This is a genomic window from Amycolatopsis bullii (genome assembly GCF_014654205.1).
In the GTDB taxonomy this organism is placed as follows: domain Bacteria; phylum Actinomycetota; class Actinomycetes; order Mycobacteriales; family Pseudonocardiaceae; genus Amycolatopsis; species Amycolatopsis plumensis.
In genome coordinates this window covers 96,051-117,281 of sequence record NZ_BNAW01000028.1, presented here as the reverse complement: position 1 = coordinate 117,281, position 21,231 = coordinate 96,051, and the positions used below count along the sequence as shown (strand labels likewise).

The 21,231-nt window shown below is 71.8% G+C and carries 22 protein-coding genes; 12 read left to right on the top strand and 10 right to left on the bottom strand.

Going from position 1 to position 21,231, the window contains the following annotated elements; all coding sequences use genetic code 11:
- Window positions 1–1,075 (bottom strand): sensor histidine kinase (locus tag IE317_RS27615; protein ID WP_191314257.1); only part of this gene is annotated, 1,075 nt, incomplete at its 3' end.
- A 122-nt stretch (window positions 1,076–1,197) separates the two neighbouring features.
- Between IE317_RS27615 and rpe the strand changes: the two genes are divergently transcribed.
- From rpe to IE317_RS27590, 5 genes are all read left to right on the top strand, one after another.
- Window positions 1,198–1,869 carry a ribulose-phosphate 3-epimerase gene (gene rpe / locus IE317_RS27610; protein ID WP_191314267.1) on the top strand — a complete coding sequence of 224 codons (672 nt, stop codon included), beginning with the start codon at window positions 1,198–1,200 and terminating at the stop codon, window positions 1,867–1,869.
- 79 nt (window positions 1,870–1,948) lie between these two features.
- Window positions 1,949–2,569: a riboflavin synthase gene (locus IE317_RS27605; RefSeq protein WP_191314256.1), complete on the top strand. Its 621-nt coding sequence runs from the start codon at window positions 1,949–1,951 to the stop codon at window positions 2,567–2,569.
- Window positions 2,566–3,888: a bifunctional 3,4-dihydroxy-2-butanone-4-phosphate synthase/GTP cyclohydrolase II gene (locus IE317_RS27600; protein WP_229902944.1), complete on the top strand. Its 1,323-nt coding sequence runs from the start codon at window positions 2,566–2,568 to the stop codon at window positions 3,886–3,888. The genes IE317_RS27605 and IE317_RS27600 overlap by 4 nt, the downstream gene beginning before the upstream one ends.
- Window positions 3,885–4,391, top strand: a complete 507-nt coding sequence (gene ribH / locus IE317_RS27595; RefSeq protein WP_191314255.1) for a 6,7-dimethyl-8-ribityllumazine synthase — start codon at window positions 3,885–3,887, stop codon at window positions 4,389–4,391. Before IE317_RS27600 ends, ribH begins: the two co-directional genes overlap by 4 nt.
- Window positions 4,388–4,831 (top strand): PH domain-containing protein, encoded by a 444-nt coding sequence (locus IE317_RS27590; protein ID WP_191314254.1) that lies wholly within the window; start codon window positions 4,388–4,390, stop codon window positions 4,829–4,831. The genes ribH and IE317_RS27590 overlap by 4 nt, the downstream gene beginning before the upstream one ends.
- Before the next feature lie 4 nt (window positions 4,832–4,835).
- Here the strand turns inward: IE317_RS27590 and IE317_RS27585 are convergent, their stop codons facing one another.
- Together IE317_RS27585 and IE317_RS27580 are read right to left on the bottom strand one after the other, a co-directional pair.
- Window positions 4,836–5,612, bottom strand: a complete 777-nt coding sequence (locus IE317_RS27585; RefSeq protein ID WP_191314253.1) for an exodeoxyribonuclease III — start codon at window positions 5,610–5,612, stop codon at window positions 4,836–4,838.
- A 64-nt stretch (window positions 5,613–5,676) separates the two neighbouring features.
- Window positions 5,677–6,399 (bottom strand): S1 family peptidase, encoded by a 723-nt coding sequence (locus IE317_RS27580; RefSeq protein WP_191314252.1) that lies wholly within the window; start codon window positions 6,397–6,399, stop codon window positions 5,677–5,679.
- Between the two features lie 163 nt (window positions 6,400–6,562).
- Between IE317_RS27580 and uvrC the strand changes: the two genes are divergently transcribed.
- From uvrC to whiA, 4 genes are read left to right on the top strand one after another with little or no spacing between them, the layout of a single operon-like run.
- The gene (gene uvrC, locus IE317_RS27575; protein ID WP_191314251.1) at window positions 6,563–8,518 is read left to right on the top strand and encodes an excinuclease ABC subunit UvrC; all 1,956 of its coding nucleotides are present in this window, start codon (window positions 6,563–6,565) and stop codon (window positions 8,516–8,518) included.
- A 42-nt stretch (window positions 8,519–8,560) separates the two neighbouring features.
- On the top strand, window positions 8,561–9,418 hold the full coding sequence (rapZ, locus tag IE317_RS27570; RefSeq protein ID WP_014466867.1) for an RNase adapter RapZ: 858 nt from the start codon (window positions 8,561–8,563) through the stop codon (window positions 9,416–9,418).
- A gap of 1 nt (window position 9,419) precedes the next feature.
- Complete coding sequence (locus IE317_RS27565; protein WP_191314265.1) at window positions 9,420–10,406, top strand: gluconeogenesis factor YvcK family protein; 987 nt, start codon at window positions 9,420–9,422, stop codon at window positions 10,404–10,406.
- Entirely contained in the window at window positions 10,406–11,398 is a 993-nt protein-coding gene (gene whiA / locus IE317_RS27560; protein ID WP_043788299.1) for a DNA-binding protein WhiA, read from the top strand. Before IE317_RS27565 ends, whiA begins: the two co-directional genes overlap by 1 nt.
- A 4-nt stretch (window positions 11,399–11,402) precedes the next feature.
- Here whiA and IE317_RS27555 read toward each other — a convergent pair whose 3' ends face one another.
- Both IE317_RS27555 and IE317_RS27550 read right to left on the bottom strand, forming a co-directional pair.
- Window positions 11,403–11,924, bottom strand: coding sequence for a hypothetical protein (locus tag IE317_RS27555; RefSeq protein ID WP_229902943.1), 522 nt, complete (start codon window positions 11,922–11,924; stop codon window positions 11,403–11,405).
- Window positions 11,921–12,772 (bottom strand): hypothetical protein, encoded by an 852-nt coding sequence (locus tag IE317_RS27550; RefSeq protein WP_191314250.1) that lies wholly within the window; start codon window positions 12,770–12,772, stop codon window positions 11,921–11,923. Before IE317_RS27550 ends, IE317_RS27555 begins: the two co-directional genes overlap by 4 nt.
- 162 nt (window positions 12,773–12,934) lie before the next feature.
- Here IE317_RS27550 and IE317_RS27545 point away from each other — a divergent pair, with 162 nt between their 5' ends.
- Window positions 12,935–13,894: a glucosyl-3-phosphoglycerate synthase gene (locus IE317_RS27545; protein WP_191314249.1), complete on the top strand. Its 960-nt coding sequence runs from the start codon at window positions 12,935–12,937 to the stop codon at window positions 13,892–13,894.
- On the opposite strand, the gene IE317_RS27540 is transcribed toward IE317_RS27545, so the two are convergent.
- Entirely contained in the window at window positions 13,844–14,740 is an 897-nt protein-coding gene (locus tag IE317_RS27540) for a sterol desaturase family protein (RefSeq protein WP_191314248.1), read from the bottom strand. The genes IE317_RS27545 and IE317_RS27540 overlap by 51 nt on opposite strands.
- Window positions 14,741–14,810: 70 nt before the next feature.
- Between IE317_RS27540 and IE317_RS27535 the strand changes: the two genes are divergently transcribed.
- On the top strand, window positions 14,811–15,419 hold the full coding sequence (locus tag IE317_RS27535) for a TetR/AcrR family transcriptional regulator (protein ID WP_229902942.1): 609 nt from the start codon (window positions 14,811–14,813) through the stop codon (window positions 15,417–15,419).
- Between the two features lie 57 nt (window positions 15,420–15,476).
- Here the strand turns inward: IE317_RS27535 and IE317_RS27530 are convergent, their stop codons facing one another.
- A complete protein-coding gene (locus tag IE317_RS27530) occupies window positions 15,477–16,595 on the bottom strand; it encodes a hypothetical protein (RefSeq protein WP_229902941.1) in 1,119 nt (372 codons plus the stop codon).
- Window positions 16,596–16,758: 163 nt separating this feature from the next.
- Between IE317_RS27530 and IE317_RS27525 the strand changes: the two genes are divergently transcribed.
- Complete coding sequence (locus tag IE317_RS27525) at window positions 16,759–17,127, top strand: hypothetical protein (RefSeq protein WP_191314246.1); 369 nt, start codon at window positions 16,759–16,761, stop codon at window positions 17,125–17,127.
- A 48-nt stretch (window positions 17,128–17,175) separates the two neighbouring features.
- Here the strand turns inward: IE317_RS27525 and IE317_RS27520 are convergent, their stop codons facing one another.
- From IE317_RS27520 to IE317_RS27510, 3 genes are all read right to left on the bottom strand, one after another.
- Window positions 17,176–19,731, bottom strand: coding sequence for a PQQ-dependent sugar dehydrogenase (locus IE317_RS27520; protein WP_191314245.1), 2,556 nt, complete (start codon window positions 19,729–19,731; stop codon window positions 17,176–17,178).
- A 188-nt stretch (window positions 19,732–19,919) separates the two neighbouring features.
- Window positions 19,920–20,753: a coproporphyrinogen III oxidase gene (locus tag IE317_RS27515; protein WP_191314244.1), complete on the bottom strand. Its 834-nt coding sequence runs from the start codon at window positions 20,751–20,753 to the stop codon at window positions 19,920–19,922.
- 39 nt (window positions 20,754–20,792) lie between these two features.
- Complete coding sequence (locus IE317_RS27510) at window positions 20,793–21,230, bottom strand: PPOX class F420-dependent oxidoreductase (RefSeq protein WP_191314243.1); 438 nt, start codon at window positions 21,228–21,230, stop codon at window positions 20,793–20,795.
- Between the last annotated feature and the right edge of the window lies 1 nt (window position 21,231).

The window sequence follows — 21,231 nt, the reverse complement described above, 5'->3', positions numbered from 1 at the left end:
CCCGCGGCCCGTCGCCGGGCAGCGCGTTGACGACGGCGATGCCCAGGCGCTCCGGCCCCGCCTCGACGCGGACGTCGACCGCGCCGGGACCGGCGTGGCGCAGCGCGTTGGTCAGGCCCTCCTGGACGATCCGGTAGCCCTCCCGGGACACCGTGGCGGGCAACGCGGCGACCGGCCCGCTGACGGCCAGCCGGACGTCGAGCCCGGCTTCGCGGGCGCGCACCGCGAGGACGTCGACTTCGGCCAGCGTGCGCGTCGGCGCCTTCGCCGCCGGCTCCTCGCGAAGCAGGCCGAGGACGTGGTCGAGGTCCTCGAGGGCGCTTCGGGACGCTTCTTCGATCGTGCCGAGTGTGCGCCGGACCTGGGCCGGGTCGGCCTCGACCAGATCGGCCGCGGCGGCGGCCTGGATCGTCGACGTCGTGAGCGTGTGCCCGATGGAGTCGTGCAGCTCGCGGGCCAGCCGGTTGCGCTGGGCGAGCACGGCCGAGCGGCGTTCGGCCAGCGCCGCGCGCTCGGCCGCGGACGGGCCCAGCAGCGCGGTCGCGCCGGCCTGGAAGGCGCGCGTGGCGGCCGCCGTGACCAGCAGGGCGAGCGCGAGCGCGACCAGGGCGACCGGCAGCATCCACGGCCCGGCGACCGCCTTCGCGCCGAAGAACGTGAACTCGGCCGCGTCGCCGTTCAGCCACATCGCGGGGGAGAGGATACCGAGCGCCAGGACGGCGTCGGCGACGAGCAACAGGCCGCCGAGCCCGCTGTGCAGGACGAGCCAGGCCCCGGACCGCAGCCGGTCCGGCCAGGCGGGCCGCGCCCGGCCCGGTGCCGGCAGGTCCGTGCCGAGCAGGCCGTTCGCGACGGCGACGCCGAACCGCCGCACCGGCCCCGTCAATCCCAGCAGGCCCAGCAGCACCGCGAGGGCCAGCACGGCCAGCAGCGCCCGGGACTGGCCCGCGCGGGTGAGCAGAGCCCACGGCACGGCGAACGGCGCCACCGGGACGGCCAGGACCGCGCCGAGCACGGCGTAGGGGATGCTGCGGTAGCCACCGGGGCGCAGCAGGGATCTCGCGAAACCGGACATGCGGCCGAGGTTAGGGCGCGCCGGTGCCCCGTGACCTCCCTCTCGGGAGCCAGATCCTGGTCACAACCGGTTAGCGACCGTTAGCGCCGTCCTCCTACACTCGGGAGGTGGCCGACCGACCTTTGATCGCACCCAGCATCCTCGCGGCGGACTTCGCCCGGCTCGGCGAGGAGATCGCCGCCGTGGCCGGCGCCGGGGAGAACCGCGCCGACTGGGTCCACGTCGACGTCATGGACGCGCACTTCGTGCCGAACCTGACCCTCGGCCTGCCCGTGGCCAAGGCCCTGATCGACAGCACCGACCTGCCGATCGACTGCCACCTGATGATCGACGACCCGGACCGCTGGGCGGTCGGGTACGCCGAGGCCGGCGCCTACAACGTCACCGTGCACGCCGAGGCCGCGAAGGACCCGGTCGCGCTGGCGAAGAACCTGCGGGCCGCGGGCGCGAAGGCCGGCCTGTCGATCAAGCCGGGCACCGCGCTCGAACCGTGGCTCGACGCGCTCACGCACTACGACACGCTGCTGGTCATGTCCGTCGAGCCGGGCTTCGGCGGGCAGTCCTTCATCGCCGACGTCCTGGAGAAGGTCCGCACCGCGCGGCGGCTGGTCGACACCGGGCACCTGAAGCTGGTCGTCGAGATCGATGGCGGCATCAACACCGACACCATCGAGCAGGCCGCCGAGGCGGGCGTCGACTGCTTCGTCGCCGGATCCGCCGTCTACGGCGCCGCCGACCCGGGCAAGGCGGTCGCCGCGCTGCGCGAACAGGCGGCCCGCGGCCGGGCCGGCTGACCTCGCAGCGGCACCGGAGAAGCCACCGGACCGCGGCGGGTGTTGGATGGAAGGACCGGCTCTCAAGGAGGCAGCGCACGTGTTCACCGGCATAGTCGAGGAGATCGGCGAAGTCACCGCGGTCGAGCAGCTGACGAACGCGGCCCGGCTGCGCGTCCGCGGCCCGCTGGTCACCAGCGACGCCGGGCACGGCGACTCGATCGCGGTCAGCGGGGTCTGCCTGACCGTCGTCGAGGTGGCGGGCGGCGAGTTCACCGTCGACGTCGTCAACGAGACGCTGCAGCGCTCCAGCCTGGCCAAGGTCGCGGTCGGCGACCGGGTCAACCTCGAACGCGCCACCCCGGCGGGCGGCCGGCTCGGCGGGCACATCATGCAGGGCCACGTCGACGGGACCGGCGTGTTCCTCGGCCGCGACGAGAACGGCGTGACGACGTTCGCGATGCCGGCGCACCTGTCCCGGTACGTGGTCGAGAAGGGCTCGATCGCCGTCGACGGCGTCTCGCTGACGGTCGCGGCGATCACGGACGACCAGTTCGCGGTCGCCCTGATCCCGACCACCCTCGAAGTGACGACCCTCGGCGGCCGGGAACCCGGTGACCTGGTCAACCTCGAGGTCGACGTGGTCGCGAAGTACGTGGAAAAGCTGGCCGAGGCACACATCCGCGACCAGGTGCAGAATCGGCACGGAGGAGCGTCATGAGTGAGACGGCAGAGCCCGCGGCGGGCTGGACCCCGTGCGGCAGCGGAGCGGTGTTCGACGCCGACGCCATCGAGCGGGCGATCGCGGACATCGCGGCGGGCCGTCCGGTCGTCGTGGTCGACGACGAGGACCGCGAGAACGAGGGCGACCTGATCTTCGCCGCCGAGAAGGCGACGCCGGAGCTGCTGGCCTTCATGGTCCGCTACACCTCGGGGTACGTCTGCGTGGCGCTGACGGAGTCCGAAGCGGACCGGCTCGACCTGCCCCCGATGTACCACACGAACCAGGACGCGCGCGGCACCGCGTACAGCGTCACGGTCGACGCCGCCGAGGGCATCAGCACTGGCATCTCCGCCGCCGACCGCGCGCACACGATCCGGCTGCTGGCCGACCCGTCGTCCACGGCGAAGGACTTCCGCCGTCCCGGGCACGTCGTGCCGCTGCGGGCCAAGGAAGGCGGCGTGCTGCGCCGCCCTGGGCACACCGAGGCGTCGGTCGACCTGGCCCGGATGGCCGGGCTCGCGCCCGCCGGCGTGCTCTGCGAGATCGTGTCGCAGAAGGACGAAGGCGACATGGCGCGCCGCGACGAGCTCGAGGTGTTCGCCGCCGACCACAACCTGGCGATCATCACCATCGCCGACCTGATCGCCTACCGCCGCCGCACCGAGAAGCAGGTCGAGCGGGTCGCCGAAGCCCGCATCCCGCTGGCCGCGGGTACGTTCCGGGCGGTCGGCTACGACTCGCTGCTCGACGGCATCGAGCACGTCGCGTTCGTCTACGGCGAGATCGGCGACGGCCAGGACATCCTGGTCCGCGTCCACTCCGAGTGCCTCACCGGCGACGTCTTCGGCTCGCTGCGCTGCGACTGCGGTCCCCAGCTGGAGGCGGCCCTGGAAGCGGTGGCCACCGAAGGCCGCGGCGTCGTGCTCTACATCCGCGGCCACGAGGGCCGCGGCATCGGCCTGCTGCACAAGCTGCAGGCCTACCAGCTGCAGGACGACGGCGCGGACACGGTGGACGCGAACCTCGCGCTCGGCGTCCCGGCCGACGCCCGCGACTACGGCACGGGCGCGCAGATCCTCTGCGACCTCGGCGTCCGCACCATGCGGCTGCTGTCGAACAACCCGGCCAAGCGGATCGGCCTGGAGGGCTACGGCCTGCGCGTCACCGGGCGGGTGCCGCTGCCGATCTCGCCGAACCCGGAGAACCTGCGCTACCTGCGGACCAAGCGCGACCGGATGGGTCACGACCTGGCCCAGCTGGAGCACTACGACCAGGTCGGCGCGCGCGCCGAGCACCCCGACGGAGGAGCACTGTGAGCGGCGACGGCCGACCCGATGTCAAGCTGGACCTCTCCGACTGCAAGTCGCTGAAGCTCGGCATCGTCGCCACCCGCTGGAACGCGGACATCACCGACGTCCTGCTGGAGCGGGCGCTGGTCGCGGCGAAGGAAGCGGAGCTGGAGGAGGAGCCGACGGTCGTCCACGTGGCGGGCGCGGTCGAGCTCCCGGTGGTGGCGCAGGCGCTGGCCCGCAACCACGACGCCGTGGTCGCGCTCGGCGTGGTCATCCGCGGCGGCACCCCGCACTTCGAGTACGTGTGCGACGCGGTGACGGCGGGCCTGACCCGGGTCGCGCTCGACGAGAGCACCCCGGTCGGCAACGGCGTCCTGACCTGCGACACGCACGAGCAGGCCGTCGACCGCTCGGGCCGCCCGGGGGCGAAGGAGGACAAGGGCTACGAGGCGACGGTGGCCGCCCTGGACTCCGCGCACGTGCTGCGGAGCCTGCGCCAGCCGTGGACCGAGCGGGGTTTCCAATGAGCGTCGCGACTTCGCTGGTGATCCGCCCCCGCCGCGCGATGATCATGTGCAGCGTGCTGGCGGTGGCGCTGCTCGCGGTGTTCGTCGTGGTGGCGGTCCTGCTGCGCAACGGCGACACGGGCGTGCGTTTCCAGCGCTCCGATCAGGCGGCGATGGTGGGCATCGGGATCCTGCTGGCGTGCGGGGTGATGCTGTTCGCGATCGCCAGGGTGCGGGCCGACGCCGAGGGCATCGAGGTCCGGAACGTGCTGATCACCCGGCGGTTCGCGTGGAGCGAGGTGCTGTCGGTGAGTTTCCCGGACGGCGCGTCGTGGGCGCGGCTGGAGCTGCCGGACGACGAGTACCACGCGGTGATGGCCGTGCAGGCGGTGGACCGCGACCGGGCGGTGGAGGCGGTGCGGGCGCTGCGGAAACTGCACCGCGCCGCCACCGGCGGCTAGGGCGTCAGAGGTCCAGGTCGACCACGATGGGCGCGTGGTCCGACGGCCCCTTGCCCTTCCGCATGTTGCGGTCCACATAGGAATCCGTGACCGCGGACGTGAAAGCCTCGTTGCCGTACACCAGGTCGATCCGCATGCCCTTGTTGTTCGGGAAGTTCCCCGCCCGGTAGTCCCAGTACGTGAACGGGTGGTCGTACTTCAGCGGCCGGGGGAAGACGTCCGACAGGCCGAGGTCCCGCAGCCGGGCCAGGGCGTCGCGCTCCGGCTTCGTCACGTGCGTCGACTCCGCGAACAACGCGATGTCCCAGACGTCCGCGTCCGTCGGGGCCACGTTGAAGTCGCCCAGAACCGCGAACGGGCCGCCGGAAACCTCCGAAGCCACCAAGGACCGCAAGGCGTCCAGCCACTCCAGCTTGTACGCGTAGTGCGGGTTGTCCGGCTCCCGGCCGTTGGGCACGTACACCGACCACACCCGCACGCCCCCGCAGGTGGCGCCCACCGCGCGGGCCTCCGCGGCGCCGTCGAACTGCGGCTCGCCCGGCAGGCCGCGCACCACGTCGGCCAGCCCCACCCGCGACACGATCCCGACGCCGTTCCAGCGGCCCAGCCCGTACGCCGCCACCTCGTACCCCAGCGCCTCGACCTCGGCCAGCGGGAACTTCTCCGTCGTGGTCTTCAGCTCCTGCAGGCACAGCACGTCCGGCGCCGTCTCCTCCAGGAAGCCCAGCAGGCGGGGCAGGCGGGGGACGATGGAGTTCACGTTCCAGGTGGCGATCCGCATGTCCGCGAGCATCCCACACAGGACCGACAGAACCGGGGCGGCGCCGGAGCGCCGCCCCGGTGACTCACACGCCCGCGGTCGTCCGGATCCAGGACCGGCTTGCCGCCACGCTCGCGTAGTTGTTCGTCCCGCGCGTGTTCGACCCGCTCTGGTTCTGGACCGTCGACGCGACGCCGACCTGCACGCCGTTCGCGACCTCGGGCCCGCCCGAGTCGCCCTTCCACGCCGAGCCGTTGATGCCCACGCTCTGGATCGCCCGGCCGCCGTAGGCGTCCGTGGAGCGGCCGGTCACCTGGACGTTCGCCGTCTTCAGCGACGTCGCCGGCGGGCCGGTCGGGGTGGTGCGGCCCCAGCCGTAGATCTGGTTGGTGCTGCCGGTGGCCGGGTCCGAGCTGCCCAGCGAGATCGGCGCGGCGCTCGTCGCCGAGGCCAGGTGAAGCAGTGCGATGTCGCCGTTCGGGGACTCGTACTCGTTGTCGACGGCGATCTTCGTGCCCGAGAGCAGCGTGTTGCTGCCGACCCGGACGAACATCCCCGAGCCGTCGGAGTCGAGGCAGTGCACCGCGGTCAGCACCCAGCGGGCGGCGATGACCGTGCCCGAGCAGTTGAAGCCCTGGTAGTCGCGGCCGGGCGTGTTGACGTACACCTGGGCACCCCAGGAGACCGTCGGCGCGGTGGTGCCGCCGACGATGTTCGGCTGGACGCCCGCGGAGGCGACCGCGCCGCCCGCGAGGGTGAGCGCGACGGCGGCCGCGGAAGCGGCGCCGAGGAGGCGGAGAGAGGTCACGGCGGTGATCCTTTCGGTGGGGGACCGGATCGCCGTCGGAAAGTAACCACCGCGTCACAGGTGCGGACACCGACGAAGGTCGGAAGCGGACGAACACCCTACTTCCGGCGGGCCCGGACGGGGGTGTGCGAGAACTGTCGGTGGTGCCAAATACGCTGGGGGGGTGGCTGACCCGACCACCTACCGTCCCTCGCCGGGGAGCATCCCGGATGCCCCTGGCGTGTACAAGTTCCGCGACGCGACCAAGCGGGTCATCTACGTCGGCAAGGCCAAAAGCCTCCGCAGCAGGCTGAACTCCTACTTCGCCGACCTCTCCGGCCTGCACCCGCGCACCCGCCAGATGGTCACGACGGCCGGGAGCGTCGAATGGACCGTCGTCACCACCGAGGTCGAGGCGCTCCAGCTCGAGTACAACTGGATCAAGGAGTTCGACCCGCGGTTCAACGTCCGCTACCGCGACGACAAGAGCTACCCGGTGCTCGCGGTGACGCTGAACGAGGAGTTCCCGCGGCTGCACGTCTACCGCGGCGCGCGCAAGAAGGGCGTCCGGTACTTCGGCCCGTACGCGCACGCGTGGGCCATCCGCGAGACGCTCGACCTGCTGCTGCGCGTTTTCCCGGCGCGCACCTGCTCGGCCGGGGTGTTCCGCCGCCACGGCCAGATCGGCCGTCCCTGCCTGCTCGGCTACATCGACAAGTGCTCGGCGCCGTGCGTGGGCCGCGTCTCGGCCGACGAGCACCGCGACATCGTCGAGGACTTCTGCGACTTCCTGGCCGGCAAGACCGACGTCATGATCAAGCGCCTCGAAGCGGAGATGGCCGCCGCGTCCGAAGAGCTCGAGTTCGAGCGCGCGGCCCGGCTGCGCGACGACCTCGGCGCGCTGCGCCGCGCCATGGAGAAGCAGGCCGTGGTGCTCGGCGACGGCACGGACGCCGACGTCGTGGCCTTCGCGCACGACGAGCTGGAGGCCGCGGTCCAGGTCTTCCACGTGCGCGGCGGCCGGGTCCGCGGCCAGCGCGGCTGGGTCATCGACAAGGCCGAGGAGATGGACGTCCCGGCGCTGGTCGACCACTTCCTCACCCAGTTCTACGGCGACGAGGCCGAGCTCGACGCCCGCGACGACGTCGACGCCGGCCCGGTCGTCCCGCGCGAGGTCCTGGTCCCGGAGCTGCCGGCGGACGCCGACGCGGTCGCGGAGTGGCTCACCGGGCTGCGCGGCTCGCGCGTCCAGCTGCGGGTGCCGCAGCGCGGCGACAAAAAGGCACTGGCCGAGACCGTGCAGCGCAACGCGGGGGAGGCGTTCACCCAGCACAAGCTGCGCCGCGCCGGCGACCTCACCGCCCGCTCGGCGGCGCTCACCGAGCTGCAGGAGTTCCTCGGCCTCGACACCGCGCCGCTGCGCATCGAGTGCATCGACATCAGCCACATCCAGGGCAGCGACGTCGTGGCGTCCCTCGTCGTCTTCGAGGACGGGCTCGCGCGCAAGTCCGAGTACCGGCGCTTCGCGCTGCGGGAGGCGGCCACGGAGGGTGACGTCGCCTCGATCGCCGAAGTCGTGCGCAGGCGGTTCTACCGCTACCTGAAGGAAAGCGCGGAGGAGTCGAGCACTCCCGGCCTCGACCCGGAGACCGGGCGGCCGAAGAAGTTCGCCTACCCGCCGAACCTCCTGGTCGTCGACGGCGCCGGCCCGCAGGCCACCGCGGCCGCGGACGTGCTGGCCGAGCTCGGCATCACCGACATCTCCGTGGTCGGGCTGGCCAAGCGGCTCGAAGAGGTCTGGCTGCCCGCCGACCCCGATCCGGTGATCCTGCCCCGGACGTCGGAGGGGCTGTACCTGCTGCAGCGGCTGCGTGACGAAGCCCACCGCTTCGCCATCGCCTACCACCGCGAGAAGCGGTCCAAGCGGCTGGTGACGTCCGAATTGGACAGTGTGCCCGGGCTGGGGCAGGCTCGCCGCACCGCGCTGATCAAGCACTTCGGCTCGGTGAAGAAGCTCAAGCAGGCCAGGGTCGAAGAGATCGAGGCGGTGCCCGGCTTCGGCAGGCGCACCGCGGAGGCCGTGGTCGCCGCGCTGGCCGGGGAGTCCGGCGCGAGCAACGGCACAGGAGCAGGGGAGTAGGAAAACACAGTGAGTGCGCAAGAGGAGATCCGCGGCTCCGGCATGGAGGTCGCGGTCGTGTCCGGGTTGTCGGGGGCGGGCCGCAGCACCGCGGCCAAGTGCCTGGAGGACCTGGGCTGGTTCGTCGTCGACAACCTGCCCCCGGAGCTGATCGCCACCATGGTCGAGCTGGGCGCCCAGGCGCGCGGCGCGATCACCAAGGTGGCGGTGGTGATGGACGTGCGCTCGCGCGCGTTCACCGACGACCTCGCCTCGGTGATCAAGGACCTCGACGCCCGGGGCTACAAGCCGCGGGTGCTGTTCCTGGAGGCGACTGACGCGGTGCTGGTGCGGCGCTTCGAGGCCGTCCGCCGGGGCCACCCGATGCAGGGCGACGGCCGGCTCGCCGACGGCATCACCGCCGAGCGGACGCTGCTGGAGCCGCTGCGCGAAGAAGCCGACCTGGTGCTCGACACGTCGTCGCTGTCGGTGCACGACCTGCGCGCCAAGATCGAGGACGCGTTCGGGTCCGAGGCGAGCACCCAGACCCGGGTCACCGTGCTGTCCTTCGGCTACAAGTACGGCCTGCCGATGGACGCCGACCTGGTGATGGACGTCCGGTTCCTGCCCAACCCGTTCTGGATCCCGGAGCTGCGCGAGCACACCGGCCTCGACGGCGAGGTCCGCAACTACGTCCTCTCGCAGGAAGGCGCCGAGGAGTTCCTCGACCGCTACCACCAGCTGCTGCGGCTGATCGGCGCCGGCTACAAGCGTGAGGGCAAGCGGTACCTGACGCTGGCCGTCGGCTGCACCGGCGGCAAGCACCGCAGCGTGGCGCTGTCGGTGGAGCTCGCCGAACGTCTGTCCAAAGAGGACGGGATGGCCGTGAAGGTGGTGCACCGCGACCTTGGTCGTGAATAACGTGCGCGCGGTCGCCCTCGGGGGCGGCCACGGGCTGCACGCCACGTTGTCCGCGGTGCGGCGGGTGACCCCCGACGTCACCGCGGTCGTCACCGTGGCCGACGACGGCGGGTCGTCCGGCCGGCTGCGGCGTGAACTCGGGCTGCTGCCGCCGGGCGACCTCCGGCAGGCCTTCGCGGCCTTCGCGGCGGAGGACGGCGGCACGTTGTGGGCCGAGGTCTTCCAGCACCGCTTCGGCGGCGACGGCGCACTGGCCGGGCACGCGGTGGGAAACCTGCTGCTGGCCGGGCTGTTCGAGGTCCTCGGCGACCCGGTCGCCGCGCTCGACGAGGCCTGCCGGCTGATGGGCGTCTCGGGCCGGGTGCTGCCGATGTCGCCGGAGCCGCTGGAGATCGAAGGCGAGGTCAGCGGGCTCGACAGCGAAGACCCGACGGCGCTGCGCACGATCCGCGGTCAGGTCGCGGTGGCCTCGACCCCGGGCCAGGTCCGGCGGGTCAACCTGCGCTCGCCGGGGGTGGCCGGGCGGCCGCCGCAGGCGTGCGCGGAGGCCGTCGACGCCGTGCTCGCCGCCGACGTCGTGTTCCTCGGGCCGGGCTCGTGGTTCACCAGCGTGCTGCCGCACCTGCTCGTGCCGGGGCTGCGCGACGCGCTCGTGCACACGGCCGCGACGAAGGTGCTCGTGCTCAACCTTGTCCCCCAGCCGGGGGAAACCGCGGGATTCTCCCCGGAGCGCCACCTCGACGTACTCTTCGAGCACGCGCCCGATCTGCGGGTCGACGCGGTGATCGCGGACCGCGATTCCGTGCCCGACCCGGCGAATCTCCGCCGCGCGGCGGAACGGCTGGGCGGCCGGGCACACCTGGGGGCGGTGGCCGACCCCGAAGTGCCGGGACGGCATGATCCTGATGCGCTCGCGTTGTGCATGCGGGAGGCTCTCGGTCTCGGCGGGGAGCACGGGGGAGGAGCGAAAGGCAGGGAGGGGCAGTAATGGCGATGACCGCCGCGGTGAAGGACGAGCTGAGCCGGCTGGAGATCACGAAGATCGGGCCGCGCCGGGCGGAGGTCGCGTCGCTGCTTCGCTTCGCCGGCGGGCTGCACATCGTGGCCGGCCGGGTGGTCGTGGAGGCGGAGCTGGACACGGGCTCGGTCGCGCGTCGGCTGCGCAAGGAGATCCACGAGCTGTACGGCCACCATTCGGACGTCCACGTCATCACCGCCAGCGGCGGCCTGCGCAAGGGCACCCGCTACGTCGTGCGCGTGGTGAAGGACGGCGAGGGCCTGGCCCGCCAGACCGGGCTGATCGACCAGCGCGGCCGCCCGGTGCGCGGGCTGCCCGCGGCCGTGGTGTCCGGCGGCGTGGCCGACGCGGAAGCGGCGTGGCGGGGCGCGTTCCTCGCCCACGGGTCGCTGACCGAGCCGGGCCGCTCGTCGTCGCTCGAGGTGACGTGCCCGGGCCCGGAGGCGGCGCTGGCCCTGGTGGGCGCGGCGCGCCGGATGGGCATCCAGGCGAAGTCCCGCGAAGTCCGGGGCGCCGACCGCGTGGTGGTCCGCGACGGCGACGCGATCGGCGCGCTGCTGACCCGCCTGGGCGCGCACGCGAGCGTCCTGCAGTGGGAAGAGCGGCGGATGCGCCGCGAGGTCCGCGCCACGGCGAACCGCCTGGCCAACTTCGACGACGCGAACCTGCGGCGCTCGGCCCGTGCGGCGGTGGCGGCGGCGGCCCGGGTGGAGCGCGCGCTGGAGATCCTCGGCGACACGGCCCCGGACCACCTCCTGGCGGCGGGCCGGCTGCGGCTGTCCAACCGGCAGGCGTCCCTGGAGGAGCTGGGCCAGCTGTCGGACCCGCAGATGACGAAGGACGCGGTGGCGGGCCGGATCCGGCGGCTGCTGGCGATGGCGGACAAGCGGGCCAAGGACCTGAACATCCCGGACACCGAGTCCGCGGTCACCCCGGAGATGCTCGAAGAGGAAGACGCCTGAGGACTCAGCGGTCGCTGTCGGGCCCGTGGTTCGGGCATTCGGCCTCGTGCTTCGCCCGCCAGACCGCGCGCATCGACTCCTGCTGCCGCTGGAACTTGGCGTCGCGACGCGCCTGCCAGGGCGAAGGGGCCAGTCGGCGGGTGACCAGCAGCTGATGAGGCGAATAATCGTCGGTGCCGTCGACGACTTCGAGCCCGGCCGCGGTGAGGATCTTCCGCATCGCCTCGGCCATCGCCTCGCCGATCGCGACCGCGAGTTTGCCGAACGCCGCGCACTCGGCACCTTCCTGGAGGGGGTCCTCGGCCATGGCTTCCTGGCTCGCGTCCCAGAAGAGGGTGTGCTCCTGCCAGTCGACCGTCACACCGCGCAGCTCCGGCACATCGGCGTGCACGACGGCGCCGACCGAGCCGATCGGGTCGTTGCCGGACAGGACCGGCAAGCCGGCCGCCATCAGCTCCGCCTGGACGGTGGTGGCCAGCACGTCCAGGCGGAACCGCCGGTCCTGATCGTCGTGCGCGGCTGTCATGTGCTCCCTTTGGGGGTGAGACGCCCGACGAGGTCCCGCAGCCACGGTTCGGCGATCGCGGGTTCGCGGGTCATGGTCCGGGCGAGCCGTTCGCGGACGACCGGGGTGCACCCGGCTTCGGCGATGGCGACCGCCTCGGCCAGCGCGCGGCGGGTGCTGTCGTCCCGGCCGGGGTCGCGTACTCCGTCGTCGGCCCAAAGGAAGCGGCTGAACGACGGCGCCAGCTTGTGCTGCCGGTCGGCGAGGTAGCTGAACAGCGCGGACTCGACGGAGACGTTCCGGATCGGCACGTCTCGAGCCCAGTCCGCGTGCTGCTGCCACCGGTGGGTGTTCGGACTGGTGTGCTTGCGCCGCGTCAGGCCGACGATCCGGACCCGGCGGAGCGCCGCCGGCCAGTCCGCCCGCTCGTCGGCGGCCCAGTCGCGCAGGATGTCCAACAGCTGCTCGAGCGTCCGGCCCGTCGACACGACGTCGGTGAAGACGATCGGCCGGGAGCCGCGGGCGAGCGCCGCGGGGCTCAGCCCGTGCGCGGCCAGGTTCGTCCGCAGCTGCGCCACTTCGGCCGGGTGGAGCCGGCCGAACCAGCCGTCGATGGATCCGGTGGACAGCGGCAGCAGGTGCAGCCGGCCCGGGTCGGGCAGGGCGCCGCCGAGCAGGTCGAAGACGGAGTCCGCGGACCGGCCGATGAAGTACAGCTCGCCGTCCTCGGACCGCGCCAGCACTTTCGCGGCGCAGTCGATCAGGTCGTCGAGGAACCACAGGTCCGGCTCGGGAAGGCCGTCGAGCAGGGAACCGAGGTGGTCGGGCCGCACCAGGTCCCAGCGGAACGGCCGGATCGCTTCGCGCACTCGTGCTTCCCCCTCGATTCGTCGTGATCCTAGGCGCGTTGCCTGCGGCCGTCAGCCGGTTTAACGCGGGCCGCCATCTCGTAACACCGCGGTAGCACCACGGAGCGAACGCCGAAACGCGGGACGTCGAACCTCGGAGGGGAACGAGGGAAGGGGAAACGCATGCTGCAGGTTTCGCCGGAGATCGGCACCTGGCTCACCCGGCGCAGCAGCAAGGCCGGGGACTGGACCACCCGCGAGCTCGTCGCGGCCAAACGCGGGACCACGGTGTCCGTCGTCATCCCGGCCCGGAACGAGGAAGCCACCGTCGGCGCGATCGTCACGGCGATCCGGGACGAGCTGCAGGGCGTGCTCGTCGACGAAATCCTCGTCGTCGACAGCCACTCCACCGACGCCACCGCCGAAGTCGCCGCGGCCGCGGGGGCGGACGTCGTCGCGCAGGACGCCGTCTTCCCCGGCCTCGCAGGCCTGGCCGGCAAGGGCGAGGCGCTCTGGAAGGGCGTGGCGGCCACGAGCGGCGACCTCGTCGTCTTCGTCGACGGCGACCTCTACGACTTCACCACGGACTACGTCACCGGGCTGCTCGGCCCGCTGCTCACCGACCCGACGGTCGCCTACGTCAAGGGCTTCTACCACCGCCCGCTGGGCACCGAGGCCGACGGCGGCGGCCGCGTCACCGAGCTCGTCGCCCGGCCGCTGCTCAACATGTTCTGGCCGGAGCTGGCCGGGTTCGTCCAGCCCCTGGCAGGGGAGTACGCGGGCCGCCGCGAAGTGCTGGAGAGCATCCCGTTCGTCGCGAACTACGGCGTCGAAATCGGGCACCTCATCGATTTGCTGGAACTGCGCGGCCTCGACGCACTCGCCCAGGTCGACCTCGGCCACCGCGCCCACCGCCACCAGAGCACCCAGGCGCTGGGCCGGATGTCCGGCCAGATCATGCAGACGCTCTTCGACCGCCTGGAACGCCACGGCCGCCTGGTCACCGCGGCCCCGCCGGCCACACTGCTCGCCCAGTTCCGGCGCGGGACGTCGCCGGGTGTCGAGCGTGAGATCGTGCTGACCGATCTCACGTCACCGCAGCGACCGCCCCTGAACAGCTTGGCCCTGCGGGACATCGCGTAGTCCGGGCTGCCAGCCGGGTGGCCCGAACACGTATCCCGCGCGCTCGCGCCACGTCCCGGCTCCACGCAGGTCCCGCAGGATCGAGCCGTACTCGTGGAAGCCGACGCGCAGCAGGTTGTACGTCCCGATGTTCGTCGTCAGCCCGTACGTCGGACGCTTGCCTTCGGGCACGAAGCTGCCGAACAGCCGATCCCAGATGATCAGGATTCCGCCGTAGTTGGCGTCCAGGTACTCCTCGTCGCTGCCGTGGTGGACGCGGTGGTGGGACGGGGTGTTGAAGACGTACTCGAACCAGCGGGGGAGCTTGCCGACCTTCTCGGTGTGCACGAAGAACTGGTAGACGAGGTCGATCGACAGCCCGGTCAGGATCATCCAGGGCGGGATGCCGCACAGCGCCAGCACCGACCAGAACGGCAGCTGGAAGTACGGGGTCCACTTCTGGCGCAGCGCCGTCGAGAAGTTGTAGTGCTCGCTGGAGTGGTGCACCTGGTGGCCGGCCCAGAGCAGCCGCACGCGGTGGCTCGCGCGGTGGTAGGCGTAGAACACGAGCTCCTGGCCGAGCAGCATGAGCACCCACGTCCACCAGTCGCGTGGGTCGAACCTGACCGGTGCCAGCTCGAACAGCGCCGCGAACACGACCAGCATCACCAGCCGGAACAGCGCGTTGACGCCGACGGCGACCGTGCCCATCAGCATGCTCGTGCGGGTGTCGGCGACGCTGTAGCCGACGACGTTGTCGTCGTGGCCGAGGACGTGCACCGCGACGATTTCGATCGTCACGAACAGCAGGAACACCGGTATCGCGAACAACACGGGGTCGCGCAGGTGCGCCAGGAACTCGGCCACGTCGCCTCCTTGGATCTGACCATTCGGTAACTTACCCTCGGGTCACTTTACGCACGGTAGGCTCTCGCGTGTGACGGAGTCAAGGGCGGTGGGGACCAAGGGGATGCCCCGCGAAGAGCGCGAGGCCCAGCTCGTGGTGGCCGGCACCGAGGAGTTCGGCCGGGCGGGGTACGCGGGCGCGTCGATGGTGGAGATCGCGCGCCGGGTCGGGGTCACGAAGCCGTTGCTGTACCAGTACTTCGGCTCGAAGGACGGGTTGTACCTCGCGTGCCTGCACCGCGCGGGCGGCCGCCTCACCGACGGCGTGGCCACGACCATGGCGGCCGGCGGCGAGCCCGACCAGATGCCGCTGAAGGTCCTTTCGGCGATCTTCACGACGTTCGACCACGACCGGTACGCGTGGCGCCTCCTGCGCGACCCGACGGTGCCGTCGACGGGCGACATCGCCGCGGCGGCCGCGGACTACCGCCGCCGGCTCGACGCCTTCGCCGTGCTCGGCGCGACGCAGCTGCTGACCTCCCGCGGCCTGGCCGACCCGGCGGACATCGAGGCGGTCGCGCAGGTGTGGACCGGGGTGGTGGACTCGCTGATCAGCTGGTGGATCGACCGCCCGGACGAAGACGCGGACGCGATGACGGCCCGCTGCGCCCGGATCATGGGCGGCCTGTTCGGCTGGTGACGCCGCTTCCGGCCAAGGCGCACAGGCTGCGGCCGGTCGTCGCCGAAACCCGCCGGGTCAGCCGCTTCCAGCCAGCTCGGCCAGCGCTGCCCGCACCTCCGCCGAGAACCGCTCCCGGTCGGCGCCGTAGGTGTACTCCGCCGCCGACAACGCCTCGCCCAGGGCCCTCGACAGGTCCTCGTGCGCCGCGGCGAAGATCGCCGGGAACGCCATGGCCTGCTGCAACGCGTTGTCGTGGCGTCCGTCCGGTGTGCGCACCAGCGTGTGCGGGACCTCCGGGTCCGACAACAGCCGGTCCCACGCCGCGGTCCAGTCGTCGAACGGGGGCGGCAGCGCGCTCCCTTCGTCCAGCGCGCGCAAGCCTTCGGCGATCCAGCCGACGCCGTCCAGCCCGGCCCGCTCGAACGCCAGGCGCGCCACCCGGCGGGCGAGCGCACGCCGGACCTCCGGGCCGGCCGCCAGCGCCGCGCCCACCAGTTCGCGGTCGCGCTTGGCGAACGCCCGCAGCGGACCCGGCGGCAGGTCGAGCACCGGCGCGGGCGGCAGCACCCCCTCCCACTCCCGCAGCAGCTGCTCGTGCTCCGCCTTCGCCCGCGCCTCCTCCTCGGCCCGCCGGTCCGCCTCCCGCTGCGCGGCGCGCTCCGCTTCCGTCGGCGGCGGAGGCAGGTTCCGCGCGAAACCGTGCCAATAAGCCGCGATCGCGCTCGTTTCGCGGACGACGACGTCCGGCGCCGCCGGTGCGGGCCAGAACTGCAGCAGGTAACTGTCCAGCCGGGGCTCGCCGCCGAGCCGGGTGTCGCGCTCGCGGCCCGCGTCCATCGCCGTGCCGCTGTAGCGGACGCGGTAGTCGCCCGGTGTCAGCTCGAGGTCCCACCAGGCCCCGCCACCCCACGTGACCAGCACCGTCCGGCCGAGAGCCCGAAACGATGCCTCGACGACGTCCTCGCCGCCGCCGTCCGGTGGCTCGGACGAGTGCACCTCGGCGGTGAAGCCGACCTCGCCGGTGTGCAGTCCGGTGATGAGGAAGAGGGTGCCGGGCACCGCGGCGCCGCAGAGCCCGTTGCGCTGCCCGGCGAAACACGCGTGCAGGTCACCTTCGAACGGCTCTCGCTCCTCGTCGTGGACGTAGATCTGTCCATAGTGGACGTGAACGTCGCCGTGGACCACGGTTCGCATGGCGGTCAGCATGGCAGAGATCACCGACCGTCGAGATTTGCGCTGTTTGTCCACTTCTTTCGCCACGTAGAGTGCACCCGGCGAATTCGTGGCTCGAATGGCGTAGCGAAACCGCGCCGGTTCGCGATTAATCTGGGAAGCCGTCGCGTCGAGAGGTTGCCCCATGCCCGAACCAGCCGCATCCGTCCCGGCCGATCCCCGGCTCGCCGCGCGGTTCACCGAGGACCTGCTCGACGGCTGCCGGGTCCTGGCCAAGGATTACGGCTACCGCCCCGCCCAGTTCGAACGCATGGTGCGCGAGCACGGCGGCGTCGAAGCGGCCCGGCTGCTGCTGCGCGGGGCCGGCACCGCGGGCGGGTTCACCGTGCTCTGGGAGAAGAACCAGCTCGGCCGCAGCTCCGAGGCGGTCATGCTCCGCGAGGAGTACGCCGAGCTGTTCACCCCCGACGAGCTCCTGCTGGCCCGCCGCCGGCTGGAGGAACACGGCTTCGACGTCGACGCCCACCTGCGCCGGATCTCGGAGCCGGGCTGAGGGCGGCAGGGGTGACCGGCGCCGCTCCGGTCACCCCTGCCGCGGCTTTCAGGCGGCCGCGCCGGACTTGCCGCGCAGCACGACGTTCGCCGTCGACGCGCCCTTGATCGCCGTCTCGATCTGGGCCATCGTCGAGGACGACGTCAGGCCGGGGACCGTGGCGGTGTTCAGGGTGTAGAGGGTGAACGTGTACGGGTGGCTCGAGCCGCCCGGGCAGGGGCCGAAGAACTTCTGCGCGTTCGCTCCGCTGCCCATCGCCTTCTGCTTGGCGCCACCCTGGTTCGGCACGGTGTACCCCGCCCCGAGCCCCTCCGGCAGCGAGCGGGTGGCCGCCGGGACGTCCCAGATCGCCCAGTGCAGCTTGTTGCCGTTGTTGGCGACGTCGGCGAACACGACGGCGTAGCCCTTCGCGCCGTCGGCGGCGCCCCACGCCAGCGGCGGCGACGGGTCCTGGCCCGCCGTGCCGTCCCCGGCGCAGGTGTACTTGTCCGGGATGGTGGCGTTGTCGGCGAAGGCCGGGCTGGTCAGCTTGAACCCGCTGCCGCCAGGGAACTTCAGCCGCACGATGACGTTGTCCAGCACCGACGGCGTGCCGCCGTTCTTGTCGTTGTTCGTCGAGGTCAGCCAGAGGCCGCCGTCCGGGGTCTTGGTGACCGAGCGCAGCCGGCCCCAGCGGCCGGAGAACAGCGTCGACACCGTGCCGACACCCGTGCCCGCCGCGTTGATCTGCGTGGCGAACAGCTGCTGCCCGGTGACGCCGGCGATGTAGATCCAGTCGTTGACGATCTCCACGCCACTCGGCCCGGCCTGCGAAGTGGACCACGTCTTCTTCGGCGCGATGTAGCCGCTGCAGCTGCCCTGCGTGCCTTCGCAGCTGGGCCAGCCGAAGTTGCCGCCCTTCTGGATCAGGTTGAGCTCGTCCTGGCTGCTCTCGCCGAACTCCGCCGCCCACAGCTGGCCGCGGGAGTCCCAGGCCAGGCCCTGCGGGTTGCGGTGGCCGTAGCTCCAGACGTACCGCGCGTTGCCGCCGGTGGCGTAGAACGGGTTGTCGCCCGGCGCCGAACCGTCCGGGTTGAGTCGCAGGATCTTCCCGTTGAGCGAGCTCTTGTTCTGCGCGTTGTCGCTGTTCTTGGCGTCGCCGACGGTGGCGTACAGCTTGCCGTCGGGACCGAACTTGATCCGGCCGCCGTTGTGGTAGCGGTTCTTCGCGATCCCGGTCAGCACCGGCGTCGACGTCGACGACAGCTTGCTGCCGTCGTAGGTCATCTTCACGATCCGGTTGTCCCCGGAAGCGGTGTGGTACAGGTAGATCGCGTGGTCACTCGGCCAGTTCGGCGAGATCGCCAGGCCGAGCAGGCCGCCTTCGCCGTTGGTGCCGACCGCGCCCGGCACCTTGCCCAGCGTGGTCTTCTGGCCGGACGGCGTCACGAGCAGGATCTCGAAGCGGTCCCGCTCGGTCACCAGGGCGTTGCCGTTCGGGAGGAAGTCCACCGACCAGCCGAGGTCGACCTTCGCGATGTCCCGGTCGTACTCGGGAATGCCCCCGGCGCCGCCCGGGGCACTGGTCTTCGCCGTGACGGCGTTGCTGGCCGCCGAGGTGTTGCCGTCGGGGTCACGGGCCTTGACGGTGAACGTGTAGGAGGTGTTCGGGCTCAGGTCGGTGACCGTCGTGCTCAGTGACGTCGTGGTCGCCACCTTCGTGGCGCCCTGGTAGACGTCGTAGCCCGCGATGGTGCCGCCGTTGTCCGTGGCGGCGTTCCACGCGAGGGAGACGCTGTTCGCGGTGACACTCGTGGAGCGCAGGTTGCCCGGCACGCTGGGCGGGGTGGTGTCGTTGCTGGGCGGCGTGGTGAAGGAGACCACGTTGCTCTGCTGCGACGGGTTGCCCGCGGCGTCGTACGCGCCGACCGAGATGTCGTAGGCCGTGTTCGGGGTCAGGTTGTCGACGGTCGCGCTCGTGGTGTTCCCGTCGACGGTCTTGAGGATGTTGCCGCCGCGGTTGATCTCGTAGCGGACGACGCCGACGTTGTCCGTCGCGGCGGTCCAGGTGAAGGTGGCCGCGGTGGGCAGGATGTTGCTCGCCTTGAGGTTCGACGGCGCCGACGGCGGTTCCGGGTCCACCGGCGCGGTGAAGGTGTCGGTGAGCTTGTCGGCGTTCGGGCCGCCGTTGGCGGTGGTCGCGGTGGTGCGGACCTTGTTGACGCCGGCGGTGAGCTGGACGGTCGCGGTCACGGTCTTCCAGGTCGTCCACGCGCCGGTGGCGGGGAAGTCGACGGTGCCCTTGTCGCCGCCGTCGACGGACAGCTTCACCGGCCGGTTGCCGGTGGTTCCGTTGGCGTAGCGGAAGGTCAGGGTGTGCGTGCCCGCCTGGGCGGCGTTCACGGAGTATTCGACGTAGCTGCCGACGACGTTGTCGAAGTTGACGAAGCCGGTGCCGCTGTAGCCGGCGTGGTTCGACTCGACCGCGCCCTGCGAGATGGTGGCGTTCTCGGACTCGTATTCGGTGTCGGCCGCGAAAGCGTTTACCGGGCTGAGAGCGGTGAGGCCGAGCGCCGCGACCGCGGTACCGGCCAGTACCGCACGCCACGGTGGACGGGGTGCCACTGGGTGCCTCCTGCGTTGTCGGGGGACAGGGGGTGACCGGGGCGGAAGGGTCGGCGGACCACCGGTAGCAATAGTTAGGAAAGTTTCCTATCTATGGGACAGATCACACACCCTCCGAGCGGGCCCTGTCAATACTCGACACGACGGCTCACCCGGCGTGCCAACGGTTTCCCGCTCAGCGGGGCGCGTCAGCCCGCGGTCACCGGAGTCTCGGCCGCCCAGTCGCGCGGCACCAGGAACGACGCCAGATCCGCCTCCGCGCTCCCCGGCTCGGGCGTGAACTCCGCCTCCCACCGCGCCAGCGGCGGCAGCGCCGTCAGGATCGCTTCGGCGTCGGCCTGCACCGCGGTCGCCGCGTCGTGGACGAGCGTGAACTCGACGTACCGGCCGCGGCGGTAGAGCTGCCACTGCCGCTCGCGTTCGCCGTGCGGCAGGTCCTTCCGCCGCCGCACGAGCGGGAAGTACGCGGGCGCGATCGCGGCGATGCCCGCCGCGGTGAACGCCGCCGACCGCCGCCAGCCGTCCGGGCCCGGCAGGCACAAGTGGTCGAAGAGGATGCCGCCGATGCCGCGGGCCTCGTCGCGGTGGGGTAGCCGGAACCGGTCGTCGCACGCGCGTTTCGCCTGGGCGTGGAACGCCGGGTCGAGCGTGTCGCAGTAGCTCTTCAGCACCCGGTGGAAGTGGGTCGCGTCCGAGGCGAAGCCGTAGCAGGGCAGGAGGTCGATGCTGCCGCCGAACCACCACGCGTCCGCGGTTTCGCGGTAGCGGAAGTGCGCCTGGAAGGCCGGCACGTACGGGTTGCGCGGGTGGAGCACGACCGACAAGCCGGCCACGAAGAACTCGTCGGAAAAGGCCGCGCTGACGACGGCGCGCTCGAAGACGTCACCGTTCTCCAGCCGCCGCGTGCGGCCGGACCGGCCGAAGCGGCCGCCGCCGTCGAGGCGTTCCAGTTCGGCGACCAGCTCCCGCTGGCCCGCGCTGACGATCGCCTTGACGGCGTCGCGTCTGTCCCCTGAAGGCATACCCCCACCCCCGGGGGGCAGATTACCAGCGAATCGGGGTCAGTCGGCGATGTCGGCCCGGGCGATCACCTTGCTGATCTTCGCCCGGACGAGGGATTCCTCGGGGACGGCGTTGCGCTTGCCGTACTCCTCGGCCTGGGCGGCGCCCATGTACCGGCCGCCCAGCCTGGTCGCCCAGTCGAGCAGTTCGTCGTGGTCGTGGGTCAGCCGGGCCTCGGCGGTGAACTGGACGTAGGAGTACGGCGGCTTCTGGTCGTCGACGGCGAGCGAGATGCGGCCGTCGCGGGCGATGGCCTTGCCCTTGAGGGTCTCGGTGCCGGTGGTGAAGATCAGCTCGTCGCCGTCCGGGCCCTCGTTCAGCAGGAACCAGATCGGGGTGACGATCGGTGCGCCGTTGGCTCTGACCAGGCCCAACATGCCCGTCCGCGTGCCTTCGGAAGCGAACTGCCACCATTCGTCACGGCTCATCTCACGCATG

Excerpts from the sequence above, each read along its gene's own strand:
- IE317_RS27600 (WP_229902944.1), top strand. The coding sequence starts at position 2,566 with ATGAGTGAGACGGCAGAGCCCGCGGCGGGCTGGACCCCGTGCGGCAGC.
- rapZ (WP_014466867.1), top strand. The coding sequence starts at position 8,561 with ATGGAGGTCGCGGTCGTGTCCGGGTTGTCGGGGGCGGGCCGCAGCACC.
- IE317_RS27525 (WP_191314246.1), top strand. The coding sequence starts at position 16,759 with ATGCCCGAACCAGCCGCATCCGTCCCGGCCGATCCCCGGCTCGCCGCG.
- IE317_RS27585 (WP_191314253.1), bottom strand. The coding sequence starts at position 5,612 with ATGCGGATCGCCACCTGGAACGTGAACTCCATCGTCCCCCGCCTGCCC.
- IE317_RS27555 (WP_229902943.1), bottom strand. The coding sequence starts at position 11,924 with ATGACAGCCGCGCACGACGATCAGGACCGGCGGTTCCGCCTGGACGTG.
- IE317_RS27545 (WP_191314249.1), top strand. The coding sequence starts at position 12,935 with ATGCTGCAGGTTTCGCCGGAGATCGGCACCTGGCTCACCCGGCGCAGC.
- IE317_RS27510 (WP_191314243.1), bottom strand. The coding sequence starts at position 21,230 with ATGCGTGAGATGAGCCGTGACGAATGGTGGCAGTTCGCTTCCGAAGGC.
- IE317_RS27530 (WP_229902941.1), bottom strand. The coding sequence starts at position 16,595 with ATGCGAACCGTGGTCCACGGCGACGTTCACGTCCACTATGGACAGATC.
- whiA (WP_043788299.1), top strand. The coding sequence starts at position 10,406 with ATGGCGATGACCGCCGCGGTGAAGGACGAGCTGAGCCGGCTGGAGATC.
- IE317_RS27515 (WP_191314244.1), bottom strand. The coding sequence starts at position 20,753 with ATGCCTTCAGGGGACAGACGCGACGCCGTCAAGGCGATCGTCAGCGCG.
- IE317_RS27590 (WP_191314254.1), top strand. The coding sequence starts at position 4,388 with ATGAGCGTCGCGACTTCGCTGGTGATCCGCCCCCGCCGCGCGATGATC.